Origin of the sequence: Rhizobium sp. SJZ105, assembly GCF_007828365.1 — a bacterium.
In the GTDB taxonomy this organism is placed as follows: Bacteria; Pseudomonadota; Alphaproteobacteria; order Rhizobiales; family Rhizobiaceae; genus Agrobacterium; species Agrobacterium tumefaciens.
Genome location: NZ_VIUP01000004.1, coordinates 219,970 through 238,904, shown reverse-complemented (window position 1 = coordinate 238,904; position 18,935 = coordinate 219,970). Strand labels below are relative to the sequence as shown.

Sequence of the window (18,935 nt, the reverse complement as noted above, 5' to 3'; positions counted from 1 at the left end):
AGCAGCGGCGGGCTCCATGTTTATGGATCGGCCACGTTCAGGTGCGGATCGTCTTTTCTCATTGTGGTCAGGAAGCGGTTACCAAACCGTCAACAACACGTATAAAATGCCGAAAACGTCTTGAAGTGTTACAGATCGGCTACGCCCGCACCCTGAGAAGAAAGGCGTGGCACGCCCTCCCCGTCATGTCTATGACACACAAATTCAGGCAACAATTTGTCACCTGCCCGGCTCCGAGGAGCCTCGTCATCACAGACGTGTTATTCGGCCTCCTGCTGCCGTTTCAGCATGGCATCCGCTGCATCGTAGTGCTCCATCTTGATGTGGGCGCGGATCATCGCAAGCGCGGCCGTAATGACCGCGATGTCGTCGGTAAAACCAACGACCGCCAGCATGTCCGGTATGGCATCAAACGGCATGATGAAATAGGCAAGCGCGGCCAGAATAATGCCCTTGGCACGCAGCGGAGTATCCCGGTCGATCGCGCAGTAATAGGCTGCTGCCGCATCGCGCGCGAAGGGCACCTTGGTCATCACACGCTTCAGCTTCGGCCAGAATTTGGCGCGCACGACGCGTTCGCGTTCGCCATCGCTGCCCGTTTCCCCGGGCAAAAGAATTTCACCGATTTTCACATCATCCATGATCGACGGTCCTCCGGTCACGGTTATTATATGGGAGTTAAAGCCCGCCGTTCAATTCCCACGGCCCGTTGCCGCCTTCTGCATGGCCTCCGCGAGCAGGAAATCCCGCTCGGTAACGCCTTGCGAATCGTGTGTGGTGAGGCAGACCCTGACGCGCGAATAGACGTTGGACCATTCTGGATGATGATTGAGCTTTTCTGCCACGAGTGCGGACTCCGCCATGAAACCAAAAGCCTCCGCAAAACTCGCAAACTTGAACGACCGGACGATTGCCGCCCCGTCCTCGCGCAAGGACCAGCCTTCGAGTTTTAAAAGCGCCTGCCGGATGGCTTCCGGCTCAAGTCTGGGATATTTCATGCATCTTGCCTCCGCTTGACATGCGATCCGCTGTTTCGGACAAACATTAACGCCTCAACGACCGGATCGACGCATATTCAATGAAACATACAGCCGTTCTTTTTGTCTGCATGGGCAATATCTGCCGCTCACCGCTTGCCGAAGGCATTTTGACAAACCTTGCCGAAACCGGAGGCCTGTCTCGCCAACTCACTGTCGATTCCGCCGGCACCGGCGGTTGGCACACCGGTACCGCCCCGGATCGCAGATCCATCGCAATCGCCCGCAAGCACGGCATCGATATTTCCCTGCAGCGTGCACGGCAGGTCAGCCAGGCCGATTTCGAGACCTTCGATCTCATCCTTGCCATGGACGGAGGAAATCTCGCGAAACTGCTCCGAAAGGCGCCCGAAAACCGGAAGCACAAAATCCACCTGTTCCTGGACTACGCTTCGAGACGCCACGAAAACGTCCCCGATCCCTACTTCGGTGGCGACGACGGATTTCTGGCCGTCTACAACATGCTTTTTGCAGGATGCAGCTCGTTGCTCGAGAAGATGGCGCTGGACCGCGCTTCGTGAAGCGGGAACACCTCTTCCACGATGTAGGGTCCGCCACCCACCGATTCCTTGGACGACATCAGCACGAAACGACCGACCGTGAAGGCGGATGTGCGAAAATTGCCGCGTCCGGAAAGATACTGCACCACATCGTCCAGCCGTGAAGAGCGCAACCGCGCCAGCGTCACATGCGGCATGAACTTGCGCGGATCCGGCGGCAGGCCGATCCTCTGACAGATCCTCTCGACCTCCGCCTGAAGCGCATTCATTTCCGGCGAGGGGGAAACCCCCGCCCAGATCGAATGCGGTTTCTTGGAGCCGAAGGAACCCATCCCGTTAAGACTGAGCTGGAATTCCGGCCTGTCGATCCGGTCCAGCCTGTCAACGACCTCATCGGCGGTTCTCCCGTCGATATCGCCGATAAAACGCAGGGTTATGTGATAATTCTCCACATCGATCCACCGGGCTCCCGGCAGACCACCGCGCAACAATGACAGGCTCATAGCCGCATTGCGCGGAATTTCGAGGGCGATAAACAGTCTCGGCATGGCGAGCTCCCCGAATCTCTTGGCAGAACAAGCATAGCGAATCATGCAATGCAGGCGGGCGCAAGTGCTTATTTTTTTTGCGCACCGATTGTCTTGATGAAGCTTTCAACAGCCGGCAAAGATTTCTCCACCATCATCGCCACACCCTGCGTATTGGGATGCATCTTGTCCTCCAGCTTCAACTTATCATCCGTCACCACGCCATCCAGAAAAAACGGATAAAGCGGCAGGTTGTATTTTTCTGCAAGCTTCGGATAGATCGGATTGAAGCGCTTGGCGTAATCGTCACCCATGTTCGGCGGTGCCATAATGCCGACCAGCAGCACCGCTATGTTGCGTTTCTGAAAGCCGGAAATGATGGCGTCGAGGTTCTTTTCCGTCTGTTCCGGCGCAATACCGCGCAACGCATCATTGGCGCCGAGTTCCAGAATGACCCCGTCCGAGCCATCGGGAACCGACCACTCCGCCCGAGCCAGACCGCCTGAAGAGGTATCGCCGGACACACCGGCATTGGTGACGGTAACATTGATGCCCTTGGCCTTTAATGCAGCTTCAAGCTGTGCCGTATAGCCATCGGTGGGGGGTAACTGGTAACCCGCCATGAGACTGTCGCCCAGGCCAACCAGTTGCAATGTCCGCTCCTGCGCCATGGCCGCCGAGGCGGAAAAGGCGGCGGTGAAAATGACGATGAAGTGAAACAGGGCAGCTTTAAATCTCATCACGGCTTTCCTAACTTGGTTTGCATTGTCTGAAATACCGTCCGCATCGACACCGCCAGACTGTTTTCATCATATATAGGAACGAGAATTGTGACGAAAAGCATCATAGAGCTTAAGAAGGCCGACCTCACGCTCGGCAACGCCGCCGCCTCCGTTCACGTTCTCAAGAGCATCGATCTTGCCATTGGCGAAAGCGAGGCGGTGGGCATCGTCGGCCCTTCCGGTTCGGGAAAATCGACCCTTCTGATGGTGCTTGCCGGTCTCGAAAGGCTGGATAGCGGCGAGATTGTCATAGCGGGCACGGAATTGCATAAGCTCGGCGAGGATGTTCTCGCGGATTTCCGCGGCAAGAATATCGGCATCGTTTTCCAGTCTTTCCACCTCATCGCCAATATGACGGCGCTGGAAAACGTAGCCGTTCCGCTGGAACTGGCCAACGTGCCGAACCCCTTCGAGATCGCCAAACGGGAACTCGTTGCTGTCGGTCTCGGCGAACGCCTCAACCATTATCCCGGCCAGCTCTCCGGTGGCGAACAGCAGCGTGTTGCGATCGCCCGCGCGCTTGCACCCTCCCCCGCCGTGTTGATCGCAGACGAACCGACCGGCAATCTGGATGCGGATACGGGCCAGCAGATCGCCGATCTTCTTTTCTCAAAACAGGCCGAACGCGGCATGACGATGATCCTTGTCACCCATGATCCGTCACTGGCCGCCCGTTGCTCAAGGCAGATCAAGGTGCGCTCCGGCGAGATAGAGGGTGACAGCGCCACTGCCCATATGGCCCGGGCGGTATCGGCATGATCGGCTCCATTCTCCCGTCTGTTGCCAACATCAAAAACGCATTCAGGCTCGCGCGGCGCGAAATTCGCGGCGGCCTTCGTGGCTTCTATATTTTCCTCGCCTGCATCGCGCTCGGAACCGGCGCCATTGCCGCTGTCAACTCCGTGTCACGCGCCGTCACCAGCGCGATTGCGACGGAAGGCCAATCGATACTGGCTGGCGATGTGCGCTTCGAGCTGCGCAACAGGGAGGCAACCGCAGAGGAACGGGCCTACCTCGATGGCCTCGGCAAAATTGCGGTTTCCACCGGGCTGCGCTCCATGGCGCGCCTTGCAGATGGTTCCGAACAGACGCTGACGGAAGTCAAGGCCGTAGACGGCGCCTATCCGCTCTATGGCGCGTTCGTGGCAGATCCAAACCGGCCTCTGAGCGAGCTTCTGGCTGCGAACGGCGATACCTATGGCGCCGTGGCCGCGCCGCTTCTCCTGGAGCGGCTGGGCATCAAGGTCGGCGACGACATCCTTCTCGGTAATGTGAAGCTGAAACTGACCGGCACGGTTGTCGACGAGCCGGATGCCCTGTCCGACGGCTTCGGTTTTGCCCCAAGGCTGATGGTCAGCCGCGATGCGCTTTTCGCCTCAGGCCTCGTTCAGAACGGAAGTCTGGTCGAACACGCCTACAAGATCATGCTGAACGATCCTGCAGCGCGGGCAAAGATGACCGATGCGGCCAACAAGACGTTTCCCGATGCCGGCTGGTCCATCCGCACGAGTGACCGGGCAGCGCCATCGCTTACCGAAAACGTCAACCGCTTCTCGCAATTCCTGACGCTGGTGGGCCTGACCGCCCTCATCGTTGGCGGCGTCGGCGTTGCGAACGCCGTTCGCGCGTTCCTCGATTCCAAGCGCACCACGATCGCCTCGCTGAAATGCCTCGGCGCGCCGGCTTCCGTGGTCACCATGACCTATCTCTTCCAGATCGTGTTCATTGCCGCCGTTGGCATCATCATCGGCCTCGCTGTGGGCGCCATCGCCCCGCTGATCGCCATGCGGTTTCTGGAGGGTGTGCTTCCGGTGCCGAAAGAGCTTGCCTTCTATCCGGCAGCACTTGGTCTTGCCGCCCTGTTCGGCATCTTGACGACACTTGCCTTCGCCATCGTACCACTCGGCCAGGCGCGCGAAGTTCCCGCGACCGCCCTTTTTCGAGAGCAGGGGTTCGAGGAGGGCAGCTGGCCGTCCTGGCCTTATCTCGCAGTGACGGGCTTGTTGTTGGCTGCGCTGGCCATACTTGCCATTTTTTCGGCAGAAGAACGTTTCATCGCCTCGGTTTTCCTTGCTGCCATCGCCTTCGCGTTTGTGGTGCTGCGACTGGTGGCGTCAGGCGTCAAGGCCATCGCCAAACGCAGCCCGCGCGTTCATTCCGCCGCCCTTCGCCTGGCGATCGGCAATATTCACCGGCCGGGTGCGCTCACCCCCTCCGTCGTTCTCTCCCTCGGCCTCGGGCTGACGTTGCTGGTGACCCTGACGCTTATCGACGGCAATCTGCGCCGCGAACTGACCGACAGCCTGCCGGAACGAGCGCCGAATTTCTTCTTCGTGGATATTCAGGGCACCGAGTTGCAGGGCTTCCGCGATCTTCTCAGGCAAGAAGCGCCTCAGGGCACGCTGACCGAGGTGCCGATGCTGCGCGGCCGCATTCTTGCTCTTAATGGCGAGGACGTGACGAAGATAGACGTGCCGCCATCCGGGCGCTGGCTGCTGCGCGGTGATCGGGGCATAACCTATTCGCAGGATGCTCCCGAAAACGCCAAGCTGACCGAAGGAACATGGTGGGGACCGGATTATAGCGGCGAGCCGCTGGTCTCTTTTGCGGCGAAAGAGGCGCAGGAACTGGGCCTCAAGATCGGCGACACCGTTACCGTCAACGTGCTCGGCCGCAGCATCACGGCAAAGATCGCCAATCTGCGCAATGTCGAATGGGAATCGCTGTCGATCAATTTCGTCATGGTGTTTTCACCCAATACCTTCCGTGGCGCACCACATGCCTGGCTTGCCACACTCGCCGACCCCTCCGCATCCGCAAGCGAGGAGGGCCAGATATTGCGCGCCGTTACCAATGCCTACCCGACGATAACAAGCGTACGCGTGAAGGACGCGCTCGATGTGGTCAACCGGCTGGTCGGCCAGCTTGCCACCGCAATTCGCGCCGCAGCGGCCGTTGCGCTCATAGCCTCCGTCCTCGTCCTCGCCGGCGCTCTTGCCGCCGGAAACCGTGCCCGCACCCATGATGCGGTCATCCTGAAAACACTGGGCGGTACACGCAGCCTGCTGATCCGCGCCTTCTCCTATGAATATATGATGCTCGGTCTCGCCACCGCCGTTTTTGCGCTTTTCGCCGGCGGCGTCTCCGCCTGGTTCGTCATTTCCCGCATCATGAAGCTGCCCTCCAGCTTCCTGCCGGATGTGGCGATCGGCACGGTCGTCGTCGCCCTCGTCATGACGGTAGGCATCGGCCTCATGGGCACATGGCGAATTCTCGGGCAGAAGGCCGCTCCGGTTTTGCGGCAGGCGGGTGAATAATCTTCGGTTGTGCGCTGCTTAACTTTAACGATTAATTCTTTGTAATGATCGCTGAAACGTGAGCGCTTTTCGCGCATATGGTGTCTTTTCGACTGTGAAAGGCCTTGTATCGGACACGTTCTGCCATCATATTCTTGGGCAGGCTTGCTGAAGCTCCGCAGCGGCGCCCGGGAGGTATCCCGACACCGTAGCAATTACGGAGCTCAAAAGAGGAAACAATGGCTGACTTCAATAACTACCAGAACCGCATGGCCCAGACCCGTGCACAGACTGGTGCGATGATCGATGAAGGTCTTCGTGCCTACATGCTCAAGGTTTACAACCTTATGGCACTGGCTCTGGTCATCACCGGTGTTGCGGCGTTCGCTACCTTCACGCTCGCGACCACCAATCCGGCTTTCGCCCAGTTGCTCTATGCATCGCCGTTGCGCTGGGTTGTGATGCTCGCACCGCTCGGACTGGTGTTCTTTCTTAGCTTCCGTATCCAGAACATGAGCGTTTCTGCCGCCCAGATGACCTTCTGGGTCTATGCGGCGCTGATGGGCGTGTCCCTGTCTTCGATCTTCCTGGTCTATACCGGCCAGAGCGTCGTACAGACGTTCTTCGTGACCGCTGCCTCGTTTGGCGCGCTCTCGCTTTACGGTTACACCACGAAGAAAGACCTTTCGGGCATGGGTTCGTTCCTGATCATGGGTCTGTTCGGCCTGATCATCGCGTCCATCGTCAACATTTTCCTCGCCTCTTCCGCGCTGCAGTTCGCGATCTCCGCGATTGGTGTGCTGATCTTCGCTGGCCTCACCGCCTATGACACGCAGAAGATCAAGGAAATGTATTTCGATGGCGACGAAGTTGCCGTGGCTGGCCGCAAGGCGATCATGGGTGCGCTGACGCTCTATCTCGACTTCATCAACCTGTTCATGTTCCTCCTGCAGTTCATGGGCAACCGTGACAAGTAAGGGCAGGAACCCAACTGGCAAACATGCAAAAGGCGGCCATTCGGCCGCCTTTTTATTTTCCGAAATTCGAGACTTGATCGCCTCTCCCCGCGTGCCCGCATGAAGCTGCGGCAGGGTAGCTCGTCCCGTCTCATCTCACTCGATGAGCTTCAGGACCTTGTCGAAAACCTTGAGAACCTGCGGCAGCTCGTGGCCACGTTTGAGAATGCGGCCATCCGTATTCACAACGCAATAGGCCCCCTGTTTCGCCGCCAGCTTGGGGTTCTTCTCGATCCTGTAGAGCGGCATTTCACCCGAGCGTTTAAACACTGAAAATACCGCCTTTTCCCTCAAGTGGTCGATGGCATAGTCACGCCACTCGCCCTCTCCCACCATGCGGCCATAGATGCGCAGGATCGCATCCAGCTCACGCCGGTGGAATGTAATTGGCAGAGGGTCTTTGTCTTTTTTGTACTCGCGGAGATCGACAACGGTGGAACTGTCGCGTGAAGCGGTCTGAACCTGCTGCACATCCGGTTGATCGGTCATCCAATACCTCCGATTCCACCCAAGTCGTCCGATTAATGTGAGCCGGAGAAGACAAAATTGCAAGTCTCGAACAGCCATTGAACATGAGATCGCAACTTTGGAGGAGGGTTTTACGGTGTTAGGACGGCAGCGAAACCCGGCGTCTGGGACGCAGAAAGACGCCCTCCGATGCCCATAAGGACGCTGCCTTAGAAAAAAGCAGGGGTAAAAAAGGTAACCATTTAGGCAGCCATTTTAGCATGGCCTGCCGTATTTCGGTCAAACCATGGCCCGAATTGAATGGAATAGTCCTATTGTCAATTGATGCCTAGGCACCAAGATGACCCGATCCGGTGCATTGACCCTTTACCCCCAGCCCCCAATGCCCGGATCGGATCTTCCATCGCCAGACAGGCGATCAGGGTGTTTCATTCCCCAGTAAAATACTTGCACCGACGATTGCCGCCGGATCGCCGCTGGCATTTGCTGTTTGCAACAGCACGGCGCAGCCGCCCTTTTTCACCTTTGCCACCACGCTTGCCGGAAGCTTCACCGTCATCGGTGAACCATCCCACATGCCGACGGTCTGCACGTCATAGACGCTGTGCCAGTAGGACATTTTCTTCCCCTGGTTTTCGCCTTTCTGCACATCCACCGTCTGTTCGCGCGTGAAATAGGCGACCACGACATCGGCCTTGCCGCTACCGGCGCCAATATCGATCTCCACCTCATCACCGGCAAATTTAGATGCGACCGGCACGTTCAGCCCCTGGCCCTCGCGCTTGAAAGCATCCAGCCTGTCGTAAATCCCGCGGACATCCGCACCCTTGACGTGGTCGCGACCGTTCAGGATGGCCTGCGGCGTATAGACACCGTTGCGGCCGAGAGCGCGCATGTAGCCATATTGCCGCTCTGTATTTTCCTTCGATGCCAGGGAATCTGTCCAGCCAAGATAATTCCAGTAGTCGACATGGTAGGAGAGGCCGACCACATCACCCTTCTGGATCATCTTGCGCAACGCTTCGTCCGCCGGCGGGCAGGACGCGCATCCCTGCGATGTAAACAACTCGACAACGCCCTTCACAGCCTCCTGCGCATGCGCGGATGTGACGAGGAACGTGCCGAGAAGACATATCGACAGGGGCAATTTCAGCGGCATTACAAGAACCTTTGTCCGGAGCAGATATCCAGACGAATTGATGCGATCAACCCAACCGGATGCAAACCGGAAAATAGCGTCTATTCCACTTCAATAGAAAGTCACGAAGGGGTGAGTGGCAATCACAAAAAAAGAGATGATGAAACGCAAAGACGCCGGGAAAAATCCCGGCGTCCTTTGTTGGTCTGAGCTTTGTCAGGCAACCAGATCGCGAAGAACCGTCTGCAGAATGCCGCCATTGTTCATGTAGATCACTTCATCCAGCGTATCGATGCGGCATAGAAGCGGAACTTCCTTCACCGAACCGTCGCTGTAGGTGATCTTGGCGATCTTCTTTTCACGCGGCTTGATTTCACCTTCGAGACCATCGATCTCGACGACTTCATCACCCTTGAGATCAAGGCTTGCCCAGGTCGTGCCTTCCTCGAAGACGAACGGAACGACGCCCATGCCGACGAGATTGGAGCGGTGGATACGCTCGAAGGACTGTGCGATGACCGCCTTGACGCCGAGCAGGTTGGTGCCCTTCGCCGCCCAGTCGCGGGAAGACCCGTTGCCATATTCGACACCGGCGAAGATGACGAGCGGAACGCCCTCCGCCTTGTACTTCATGGCAGCGTCGTAGATCGACATCTCTTCCTTCGACGGATAGTGGATGGTGTAGCCACCTTCCTTGCCGTTCGGGCCTAGCATGTGGTTGCGGATGCGGATATTGGCGAAGGTGCCGCGCATCATGACTTCATGGTTGCCGCGACGCGTACCGTACTGGTTGAAGTCGGCAACGCCCACGCCGTGCTCCGTCAGATAGGCGCCGGCGGGCGAAGCAGCCTTGATCGAACCGGCCGGGGAAATGTGGTCGGTTGTGATCTTGTCGCCGAAGAGACCGAGAACGCGGGCGCCCTTGATGTTCGTAAGGCCTGTACCGGTCTTACCCATGCCCACGAAGTAAGGCGGGTTCTGAACATAGGTCGACTTGTCGTCCCAGGCATAGGTCTGGCCCGGGGGAACCTGAACGGCCTGCCAGTTCGCGTCACCCTTGAAGACATCAGCGTACTTCGATTCGTAAAGTTCGCGAGTGACGTATTTCAGGATGAATTCCTGGATTTCCTGCGAGGTCGGCCAGATATCCTTGAGATAGACCGGATTGCCGTTCTGGTCGTCGCCGATCGGCTCCTTCGTCAGGTCCTTCTGGACCGTACCGGCAAGCGCGTAGGCCACGACGAGCGGCGGCGAGGCCAGATAGTTCGCCTGAACATCGGGCGAGATACGACCTTCGAAGTTGCGGTTGCCGGAAAGAACGCCGGCCGTGATCAGGCCCTTGTCGTTGATCGTCTTGGAGATCGGTGCGGGCAGCGGGCCGGAGTTGCCGATGCAGGTGGTGCAGCCGAAACCGACGAGGTTGAAGCCAATCGCATCGAGATCCTTCTGCAGACCCGACTTGTCGAGATATTCGGCAACGACCTGCGACCCCGGCGCCAGCGAGGTCTTCACCCACGGCTGGGACTTCAGACCCTTGGCAACCGCGTTGCGGGCGAGAAGGCCGGCAGCGATGAGAACGGAGGGGTTAGACGTGTTGGTGCAGGAGGTGATGGCAGCAATCGCCACATCGCCATGGCCGAGATCGAACTCCTCGCCCTCAACCGCATAGCGGCTGTGGAGCTGACCGGGCTTCTTGTAGTCGTTCTCGAGAGCCGTCGCGAAATTCGGTGCAATGGTTTCGAGCGGCAGACGGCCTTCCGGACGCTTCGGACCGGCCATGGATGGCACGACGTCGCCGAGGTCGAGTTCAAGGGTGTCGGTGAAGACGAGGTCGGAACCGTCGCCGGTCCGCCACATGTCCTGCGCCTTCGAATAGGCTTCGACAAGCGCGATACGGTCCTTGGTGCGACCGGACATGGTCAGATAGTTGATGGTCTCGCCGTCAACCGGGAAGAAGCCGCAGGTAGCGCCATATTCCGGACCCATATTGCCGATGGTGGCACGGTCGGCCAGCGTCATCGAATCGAGGCCGGGGCCGAAGAATTCGACGAATTTGGAAACCACGCCCTTCTTGCGCAGCATCTGCACGACGGTCAGCACGAGGTCGGTCGCAGTCACGCCTTCCTTCACCTTGCCGGTCAGCTTGAAGCCGATGACCTCAGGCAGGAGCATGGAGACAGGCTGGCCGAGCATCGCTGCTTCAGCCTCGATACCGCCAACGCCCCAGCCGAGAACGCCAAGACCATTGATCATGGTGGTGTGGCTGTCGGTGCCGACGCAGGTATCCGGGTAAGCGATCGTTTCGCCGTCCTCTTCCTTGGTCCAGACGGTCTGGCCGAGATATTCGAGGTTTACCTGGTGACAGATGCCGGTACCGGGCGGAACCACGCGGAAGTTCTTGAATGCCTGCTGGCCCCACTTCAGGAAGCGGTAACGCTCGCCATTGCGCTCATATTCAAGCTCGACGTTTCGGGCAAACGCAGTCGGCGTGCCGAATTCGTCAACGATAACAGAGTGGTCGATCACGAGGTCGACGGGAACGAGCGGATTGATCTTTTCCGGGTCGCCACCGAGCGACACCATGGCATCGCGCATAGCGGCGAGATCGACCACAGCCGGAACGCCGGTGAAGTCCTGCATGAGAACGCGGGCGGGACGATAAGCGATTTCGTTTTCGGTCAGGCCCTTATTGTTCAGCCACTCTGCAACGGCCAGAATATGCTCCTTGGTGACGGACTGGCCGTCCTCGAAACGAAGCAGGTTTTCCAGAAGAACTTTCATGGAATAGGGGAGCTTGGAAACGCCCTTCAGGCCGTTTGCCTCAGCCTTGGGAAGGCTGAAATAGACGTAGTCCTTACCATCAACGGTAAGGACGGAACGACAATGAAAACTGTCGAGTGATTTGGGCATGGATAAAAAACCCCGCTTACTCTGATAGCCAACACGTGCGTGCGGACACCTATGCACTCATGCACATCAGGATGCGGGTACGACCATTTCCGCTGTCCGCACGTGAAAATTGCTCCTCGCAATCGTCAAGTCCGGCGCAAGATGATGTTCACGCCGGCCGCTGGCGTGGTTGACACCCATATAGATAATTTCTCAGAAACGTGCCAGACCATTCAGGAAATCAAATCGATTTTTTTATGTGAGACGATGAAAATCTTATACGGAAACGCAGCATGGATTTGACGGCGGAAAATCTTGGCGTGCGGCGCGGCGAAGATTTCATATTCATGAACATTTCCTTCAAGTTAAGTGACGGCGAAGCGCTGGTGCTGACCGGCCGCAACGGCTCGGGAAAATCCACGCTTCTGCGCACTGTGGCCGGCCTGCTGCGCCCCGAGCAGGGCTGGGTAAAGATAGCCGGCAAAGGAATAGAAACGGACATGCGCCCATCGGAGGCCTGCCATTATCTCGGCCATCGCAACGCAATGAAAACGGAACTGACGGTTTCGGAGAATCTGTGGTTCTGGAAAGACTTTCTCGGTGACTTCGCCGGCGGCGCCGGTGTCGATATTGATGAGGCGGCAGACATCGTCGGCCTTGCGGGCATCACCCACCTGCCCTTCGGTTACCTGTCCGCGGGTCAGCAGCGACGTTTTGCCATGGCAAAGCTTTTGGTCGCGTGGCGGCCGGTGTGGATTCTCGACGAGCCGACAGCGGCGCTCGACAAAGCAGCGGACGGCATGTTTACGGATCTGGTCAAGAGCCACCTGAGGAGAGGCGGCATCGTCATGGCTGCGACCCATCAGCCGCTTGGGCTCGAAAATGCGCGGGAATTGCAGATGACGGGCTTTGCAGGTGTGGAGGCTTGGGCGTGATGGGTGCGTGTGCGGGGTATGCCCGCCTACCGAGGCGCCTCCAATGACCGCCCTCTTCCTCCGCGACCTGAAACTCTCCATCCGCGCCGGCGGTGGCGCGCTGATCGGCGTCTTGTTCTTCATGACCGTTGTCGCCGTCATCCCCTTCGGTGTCGGGCCTGATCTCAATCTGCTTGCGCGCATTGGCCCGGCCATCGTCTGGATCGGCGCGCTGCTCTCCACCCTCCTCGGCCTCGACAGGCTGTTTCAGGCAGAGCGGGATGACGGCTCGCTAGACCTCATACTCATGCAGGAAAACCCGCTTGTGCTGACCGTGCTCGTCAAATGCCTGGCACATTGGGTGGGAACGGGTCTGCCACTGGTCATCGCCTCGCCGCTCATCGGCCTGTTCATGAACATGGACGAAGTGGCGATCGGCGCGGTGATGCTCACACTCCTTGTCGGATCGCCCGCCATTACCTTCATCGGCGCGGTGGGTGCCGCTGTCGCCGTTGCCTTGCCGCGCGGCGGCCTTCTGGTCTCCATCCTTGTGCTGCCATTGGCCATTCCGGTACTGATCTTCGGCGTCAGCGCGTCCTATGCGGCGGTGCAGGATCCGGCACCCTTTCTGCCGCCCTTCCTCATTCTCTGCGCGATCACGTTATTTTCAGCCGTGACCGGTCCTTTCTTTGCCGCTTTGGCATTGCGCAATGTTATGGATTGATGAAACCGCAATTGCCGATCTACGATTGACGGCGATCAATTGCGGGGCAGCCATTCTCGGGTTACACAAACGGCATGAACGAGCAGACTTTCACCATCACCAAATTCAGTGATCTCGCCAATCCCACGCGGTTTCTGGCGCTCTCGGCACGCATTCTGCCCTGGCTTGCGGTCCTGACGGCACTGGTGCTGGCCGCCGGTCTCTATCTGTCTTTCACGACAGAGGGCGACTACCAGCAGGGTTATACCGTGCGCATCATGTATGTGCATGTCCCCTCCGCCTGGCTTTCGATGATGTGTTATACCGTCATGGCGGTCTCAGCGATCGGCACGCTCGTCTGGCGTCATCCGGTTGCGGATGTCAGCCACAAGGCGGCCGCACCCATAGGCGCTGCCTTCACGCTGATTGCGCTTGTTACCGGCTCGCTCTGGGGTAAACCCATGTGGGGAACCTGGTGGGTATGGGACGCGCGGCTGACGTCCGTCTTCGTGCTTTTTCTGATGTATCTTGGCCTGATAGCGCTCAACCGCGCCATGGACGACCCTTCCAGAGCCGCCCGTGTCAGCGCCGTGCTCATCCTCGTTGGTTTTGTGAATATTCCCATCATCAAGTTTTCAGTTGAATGGTGGAACACGCTTCACCAGCCGGCAAGCGTCATCCGCATGGGCGGCTCGGCAATCGATTCGGAGTTTCTCTGGCCGCTTCTGACCATGGCGATCGGCTTCACGCTACTGTTCTTCACGTTGCACATCGCCGCAATGCGTAACGAAATCTGGCGCCGGCGCGTGGCAGCCCAACGGCGGCTTGCCGCCCGCATGGCAAACCGGGAGGCATGAGGCCATGACACACGCCTTTTATATCGGCATGTCCTATGCGGCGACCGGCCTTGTCGTCCTCTGTCTCATCGCCTGGGTCATTCTGGATGGTCAGGCGCGCAAACGGGAACTGAAAGAACTGGAAGCATCCGGCGTGCGCCGCAGGGCAAAAGCCGCTTCTGCGGGTGAAACCCGATGACGCAGGCCAGCCAGGACCAGAACACCAAAGCCAAAAGCACGGGGCGCACACGATATGCCCTGGCGCTTCTGCCGCTTCTGCTTTTCGGCGGTTTTGCCATTATCGCCGGCAAGATGCTCTACGATCAGGACGTCAACGGGCTGGATATCAGCGCCATTCCATCGGCGCTCATCGGAACCAAGGCGCCCGCACTGTCGCTGCCGCCGCTGGAAGGCTCAAACCTGCCGGCCCTCAACGATGCCGCCGTCAAGGGTAAGCTGACGCTGGTCAACGTCTTCGCCTCCTGGTGCATTCCGTGCCGTCAGGAGCATCCCATCCTTCAGGAATTGGCGAAAGACAAACGCATCACCGTCGTCGGCATCAACTATAAGGACAAACCGGACAACGCGCTTCGTTTTCTCGGCGAACTCGGCAATCCCTTTGCCGCGATAGGCGTCGACCCGAACGGCAAGGCCGCGATCGACTGGGGTGTCTATGGTATCCCTGAAAGCTATCTGGTCGGCGCCGACGGCACGATCCTCTACAAAAAGGTCGGCCCCTTCGATGCCCGCAGCGTCGAGCGGGATTTATTGCCGGCGATCACCGCTGCGGCCGGAAAGTAGCCCGCGCGCCGAACGGTATTATACCTTGGAAATCACCCTTAGCGACGGCCCTTCGGCTGTCGCCTGCAAACCCATTCCTTCAAGCACGACCTGATTGCGGCCACCACGCTTTGCCGCATACAGGCTGTCGTCAGCGCGTTTGATCGCATCGTGAATTGAATGATCTCCCCTCGCGACAGCTGAAACGCCGAAGCTTGCCGTGACCTTGGTGGCCACGCCACGGCTACGCCAATCCAGCGACAGAAGGTTCAAACGCATGGCATTGGCAAGGTGACCGGCCGCGGCGGCGGTGTGGCCGGGCAGGAAAACCACGAATTCCTCGCCACCGAAACGCGCCACCAGAGCGTCGCTACGCGCGCTTTTCCTGAGAAGGTCTGAAAGGCCGATGAGAACGATATCGCCGGCGGCGTGGCCATAGTCATCGTTGATACGCTTAAAATGGTCTATGTCGCACGCAATTACTGCGCCTATTGGTGTCCCGCTGCGAAAATCGGGAACGCGCCGGTCGAACCCACGGCGGTTCAGCACATCCGTCAGCGGATCGTGCTCAGCCGCTTGCAGGTGCCGGTTGACAGTCACGGAAATCTGGCTCGCGAGTACGGATAGCGCAAGCAGAAAGCCGAATATGCTCGCGGCAAGCTGCATGTAGAAAGCATAATCGGATTCGAAGAATTCACTGAGTTCGATCATCGAACCGTTCGGCGTCATCACCAGCAACATGCCGATGCGCACCAGCGTTTCGAGCACCACGAGTGACGCAATCGCCACCATCAGCCTGTCTGCAAGCGCCAGGGGCCGCTTCCGCACGATCCAGACCGGGATGGCGAGCAGCAGGGCGCAGACAAGATCACCGATGACCAGCTCACGTTTCAGATCCGGTGTGACGAAGACATGGAACGAGACCAGCAAAACCGCCGCAGCAACGATCGACAGTCGCGCCGTCGTATAAAGCGGCCGTCCGAAATGGGTAAGCAGCGCATGGCCGTAGAGAAAAAAGGCAGAGAAAAACAACAGGTTCGAGACGATCGCCTGTACTTCGAAGGGCAAGCCGCCAAGCACCAGAGGTGCGGCAAAACCAAACGCCGCCGAAAGATATCCGAAACCCCAATATCGCGCCGAAGCGTGGCCGGTCCTCTGCAGGAACAGGAATACCACACCGAATGTCAGCATGATGAAGGGGAGAAGGTAGGCGAAATTATCTTGCACAGTGTTCTGCCGGACGGAAAGACGAGCCTTTGAGCCCGGACACTACCGCAATGCCCTTAAGAAAACTTGCATATAACGCAGGGTTTTCGTGCCTTTCCGACGCACGTACGGGCAGATATCTTCACATTGGCGGGAGCGCGTTCTGCCATTGCTTGATCGCTTCGACGGGCCAGACAAGCATCACTACGTTCAGCGTCAGATTATCGCGGATCAGCCAGCCGGTGAAGATTTCAAAGAAGATGGCGATCACAACCGTCAGCCACACCGGCACGCGGGCGGCGAGGAGGAAACCCAGCGCCATGAAAACGGTGTCCATCGCGGAGTTCAGGATGCTGTCGCCGGTATAACCCAGCGCCATGGTCGCCGTGCGGTAACGATCGATGATGAGCGGCGAGTTTTCGAGAATTTCCCACGCTGCCTCTATCAAAACCGCAAAAGAAAGCCGCATGGAAAGGGGTTTCTTGCGAAACAGCAGCCAGGCGAGCCCGTAAAACAAGAAGCCGTGGATAATGTGTGAGGGCGTGTACCAGTCGGCAAGATGCTGGGAATTGCCCGGCGTGTTCACACCGGGTTCGAACAGCTTCACATAACCGCATTCGCAAATGGGAATGCGGCCCATGGCATAGAGGATGACGATCTGTAGGAGAAGAAGTCCGCCGGCGACACCGAACCATTTGAACGAGCGCGGACGGGAAGCCGGCATCTCTGCAACTGTCATTTTTCGTCCTTGTTCAGCGGTTCGAGCGAATGACGCATGACGAGCGGCATTTGCGCCATGGTGAAGATGATCGTGATCGGCATCGTGCCCCACACCTTGAACGCAACCCATGCGTCGGTTGAGAACATGCGCCAGACCACCTCGTTCAGCACGGCGAGAAAGAGGAAGAACACGCCCCAGCGCAGCGTCAGCTTGCGCCAGCCCTCATCGTTTAGCCTGAAGGCCGAATTGAAGACATAGCCAAGCAGCGACTGGCCGAAAAACAGGCCTCCCAGCAAAATGACGCCGAACAGCGCATTGACGATGGTTGGCTTCATCTTGATGAAGGTATCGTTCTGCAGCCACAGCGTCAGCGCACCGAACACGAGAACCACAATGCCTGATATCAGCGGCATGATCGGCAGCTTGCGCGTCAGCATCCATGAGACGGAAAGCGCAATTGCGGTTGCGATCATGAACAGGCCGGTGGCGATGAAGATCGGCCCGCCGAACTCCGTCAGTACCGGAAAAGTGGAGGCCAGCCATTCGCCGCGGGAATTGGCGAAAAAGAACACCATAAGCGGGCCAAGCTCGAGCACGAATTTCAGGAGCGGGCTGATTTCCGCCACCATCTTTTCGCTTTCCTTGGAATTGCTTTCAATATCCATACTCAAACTCCCGCAATGGCCTTGGCGAAATCTTCCGCCTCGAAGGGCTCCAGATCGTCCACGCCTTCACCCACACCGATAAAATACACCGGCAGCTTGTGTTTGGCGGCAATGGCCACGAGGATACCGCCCCGCGCCGTGCCATCCAATTTTGTCATAATCAGGCCCGAAACACCCGCAACATTGCGGAATATCTCCACCTGGTTCAAGGCGTTCTGCCCGGTCGTGGCGTCCAGTGTCTGAAGCACGGTATGCGGCGCATCGGGATCGAGCTTGCCGAGCACGCGTACGATCTTTTCCAGCTCCGCCATCAGCTCCGTCTTGTTCTGCAAACGGCCGGCAGTATCAATGATGAGCACATCGCTTTTTTGCGCACGCGCCTGCTCATAGGCGTCGTAAGCGAGACCCGAGGCATCCGCACCGAGTTTGGTGCCAATGAATTGCGAGCCGGTGCGATCCGCCCAGATCTTGAGCTGCTCGATTGCCGCCGCACGGAACGTATCGCCGGCCGCGAGCATAACCTTGAGGCCAGAGCCCGAGAGCTTGGAGGCGAGCTTGCCGATGGTCGTGGTTTTGCCCGTACCGTTCACGCCGACGACGAGAATGACATGCGGCTTGTGTGAAAGATCGAGTTCCAGCGGCTTGGCGACTGGTTTCAGGACCTTGGTGATCTCACCTGCCATGATGCGCGCCACGTCCTCGCCGCTGACATCCTTGCCGTAACGTTCCGAAGACAGGGCGCCGGTGATGCGCATGGCGGTCTCGACACCCAGATCCGACTGGATGAGAAGGTCTTCCAGTTCGTCGAGCGTATCCTCATCCAGCTTGCGCTTGGTGAACAGCGCCGAAATCTGGGTGGTAAGTTGCGAGGAGGTGCGCGCAAGCCCGGCCCGCAGGCGCTGGAACCAGCTGAGCTTCGGCTGCGGCGCTTCGGCGACAGGCTCTTCGCGCTCGCTTGCCGCCGCAAAACCTTTCGGCAAAATCGGCGAAACGGCAGAGGGCTCGACGGCACCGGCAGCCTCCGCCTCATCGAGCAGCGCATCCATCGCATCCGCATCGAGCACGGCATCGGCAGCTTCGGGCAAAACCTCGGCCTGTTCTTCGGCAGCAGCTTCGGCCTGCAACAGCGACAGCGGAACAACGCCGATGTCTCCGGCCTGCTCGGCGCCGGGCAGAAGCGGCGCGTCCTCTTCCTCCTGGTCGTCGGAAAGGGCCGCATCGGCATCCGGAGCAGGCCCACCGGCCGTCTCGATCTCCAGTTCGGAAACCGGGTCTTTCTCGACAATGGGATGTGCTTCGGCTTCGCTCAGTGCCTCATCGAAAGAGACATTTTCTCTGGCGCGCTCAAGCGCGGAATCCTCTTGCGGCTTGCCGTCCGTCCCGGCCTTGTCCTTGCCGAAAGAAAAGACTTTTTTGATGAAGCCGAGGGCCATGGTCGTTCCCGTGTCTTTTCCTGT

20 protein-coding genes are annotated in these 18,935 nt (G+C 58.5%); 9 read left to right on the top strand and 11 right to left on the bottom strand.

The annotated features are described in order from the left end of the window. Window positions 1-260: 260 nt before the first annotated feature. On the bottom strand, window positions 261-641 hold the full coding sequence (locus tag FB593_RS15990; protein WP_013636907.1) for a YkvA family protein: 381 nt from the start codon (window positions 639-641) through the stop codon (window positions 261-263). 51 nt (window positions 642-692) lie between these two features. Further along, window positions 693-998 carry a 4a-hydroxytetrahydrobiopterin dehydratase gene (locus FB593_RS15985; protein WP_013636908.1) on the bottom strand — a complete coding sequence of 102 codons (306 nt, stop codon included), beginning with the start codon at window positions 996-998 and terminating at the stop codon, window positions 693-695. A gap of 80 nt (window positions 999-1,078) precedes the next feature. Here FB593_RS15985 and FB593_RS15980 point away from each other — a divergent pair, with 80 nt between their 5' ends. Continuing rightward, window positions 1,079-1,558: a low molecular weight protein-tyrosine-phosphatase gene (locus FB593_RS15980; protein ID WP_145166743.1), complete on the top strand. Its 480-nt coding sequence runs from the start codon at window positions 1,079-1,081 to the stop codon at window positions 1,556-1,558. Here FB593_RS15980 and thpR read toward each other — a convergent pair. Together thpR and FB593_RS15970 are read right to left on the bottom strand one after the other, a co-directional pair. After that, complete coding sequence (thpR, locus tag FB593_RS15975; protein WP_003516655.1) at window positions 1,492-2,085, bottom strand: RNA 2',3'-cyclic phosphodiesterase; 594 nt, start codon at window positions 2,083-2,085, stop codon at window positions 1,492-1,494. The genes FB593_RS15980 and thpR overlap by 67 nt on opposite strands. Window positions 2,086-2,153: 68 nt before the next feature. Beyond that, on the bottom strand, window positions 2,154-2,804 hold the full coding sequence (locus FB593_RS15970; protein ID WP_145166742.1) for an arylesterase: 651 nt from the start codon (window positions 2,802-2,804) through the stop codon (window positions 2,154-2,156). 90 nt (window positions 2,805-2,894) lie between these two features. On the opposite strand from FB593_RS15970, the gene FB593_RS15965 reads away from it, so the two are divergent. The 3 genes from FB593_RS15965 (at window position 2,895) to FB593_RS15955 (ending at window position 7,119) form a co-directional block, all read left to right on the top strand. Beyond that, window positions 2,895-3,605 carry an ABC transporter ATP-binding protein gene (locus FB593_RS15965; protein WP_112496288.1) on the top strand — a complete coding sequence of 237 codons (711 nt, stop codon included), beginning with the start codon at window positions 2,895-2,897 and terminating at the stop codon, window positions 3,603-3,605. Beyond that, the gene (locus tag FB593_RS15960) at window positions 3,602-6,163 is read left to right on the top strand and encodes an ABC transporter permease (RefSeq protein WP_013636911.1); all 2,562 of its coding nucleotides are present in this window, start codon (window positions 3,602-3,604) and stop codon (window positions 6,161-6,163) included. Before FB593_RS15965 ends, FB593_RS15960 begins: the two co-directional genes overlap by 4 nt. A gap of 218 nt (window positions 6,164-6,381) precedes the next feature. Next, complete coding sequence (locus tag FB593_RS15955) at window positions 6,382-7,119, top strand: Bax inhibitor-1 family protein (protein WP_013636912.1); 738 nt, start codon at window positions 6,382-6,384, stop codon at window positions 7,117-7,119. Window positions 7,120-7,254: 135 nt separating this feature from the next. Here FB593_RS15955 and FB593_RS15950 read toward each other — a convergent pair whose 3' ends face one another. From FB593_RS15950 to acnA, 3 genes are all read right to left on the bottom strand, one after another. Continuing rightward, complete coding sequence (locus FB593_RS15950; RefSeq protein ID WP_003516645.1) at window positions 7,255-7,647, bottom strand: DUF2794 domain-containing protein; 393 nt, start codon at window positions 7,645-7,647, stop codon at window positions 7,255-7,257. A gap of 397 nt (window positions 7,648-8,044) precedes the next feature. Then, window positions 8,045-8,785, bottom strand: coding sequence for a DUF1223 domain-containing protein (locus tag FB593_RS15945; protein WP_003516643.1), 741 nt, complete (start codon window positions 8,783-8,785; stop codon window positions 8,045-8,047). 195 nt (window positions 8,786-8,980) lie between these two features. Then, window positions 8,981-11,674 carry an aconitate hydratase AcnA gene (acnA, locus tag FB593_RS15940; RefSeq protein ID WP_003516634.1) on the bottom strand — a complete coding sequence of 898 codons (2,694 nt, stop codon included), beginning with the start codon at window positions 11,672-11,674 and terminating at the stop codon, window positions 8,981-8,983. A gap of 272 nt (window positions 11,675-11,946) precedes the next feature. Between acnA and ccmA the strand changes: the two genes are divergently transcribed. From ccmA to FB593_RS15915, 5 genes are all read left to right on the top strand, one after another. Continuing rightward, window positions 11,947-12,588, top strand: a complete 642-nt coding sequence (ccmA, locus tag FB593_RS15935) for a heme ABC exporter ATP-binding protein CcmA (RefSeq protein ID WP_145166741.1) — start codon at window positions 11,947-11,949, stop codon at window positions 12,586-12,588. A gap of 43 nt (window positions 12,589-12,631) precedes the next feature. Continuing rightward, window positions 12,632-13,291: a heme exporter protein CcmB gene (ccmB, locus tag FB593_RS15930; RefSeq protein WP_003516632.1), complete on the top strand. Its 660-nt coding sequence runs from the start codon at window positions 12,632-12,634 to the stop codon at window positions 13,289-13,291. A gap of 74 nt (window positions 13,292-13,365) precedes the next feature. After that, window positions 13,366-14,127 carry a heme ABC transporter permease gene (locus FB593_RS15925; protein WP_019566029.1) on the top strand — a complete coding sequence of 254 codons (762 nt, stop codon included), beginning with the start codon at window positions 13,366-13,368 and terminating at the stop codon, window positions 14,125-14,127. Window positions 14,128-14,131: 4 nt separating this feature from the next. Next, on the top strand, window positions 14,132-14,305 hold the full coding sequence (gene ccmD, locus FB593_RS15920; RefSeq protein ID WP_003516630.1) for a heme exporter protein CcmD: 174 nt from the start codon (window positions 14,132-14,134) through the stop codon (window positions 14,303-14,305). Further along, a complete protein-coding gene (locus FB593_RS15915; protein ID WP_013636917.1) occupies window positions 14,302-14,907 on the top strand; it encodes a DsbE family thiol:disulfide interchange protein in 606 nt (201 codons plus the stop codon). Before ccmD ends, FB593_RS15915 begins: the two co-directional genes overlap by 4 nt. A gap of 18 nt (window positions 14,908-14,925) precedes the next feature. Here FB593_RS15915 and FB593_RS15910 read toward each other — a convergent pair whose 3' ends face one another. The 4 genes from FB593_RS15910 to ftsY form a co-directional block, all read right to left on the bottom strand. Further along, the gene (locus FB593_RS15910; RefSeq protein WP_186447931.1) at window positions 14,926-16,113 is read right to left on the bottom strand and encodes a GGDEF domain-containing protein; all 1,188 of its coding nucleotides are present in this window, start codon (window positions 16,111-16,113) and stop codon (window positions 14,926-14,928) included. Window positions 16,114-16,234: 121 nt separating this feature from the next. Then, window positions 16,235-16,831 (bottom strand): DUF2585 domain-containing protein, encoded by a 597-nt coding sequence (locus FB593_RS15905; protein WP_112290094.1) that lies wholly within the window; start codon window positions 16,829-16,831, stop codon window positions 16,235-16,237. Next, window positions 16,828-17,478 (bottom strand): septation protein A, encoded by a 651-nt coding sequence (locus FB593_RS15900; RefSeq protein ID WP_003516625.1) that lies wholly within the window; start codon window positions 17,476-17,478, stop codon window positions 16,828-16,830. Before FB593_RS15900 ends, FB593_RS15905 begins: the two co-directional genes overlap by 4 nt. 2 nt (window positions 17,479-17,480) lie before the next feature. After that, window positions 17,481-18,911, bottom strand: coding sequence for a signal recognition particle-docking protein FtsY (ftsY, locus tag FB593_RS15895; RefSeq protein ID WP_065705167.1), 1,431 nt, complete (start codon window positions 18,909-18,911; stop codon window positions 17,481-17,483). Window positions 18,912-18,935 lie beyond the last annotated feature (24 nt).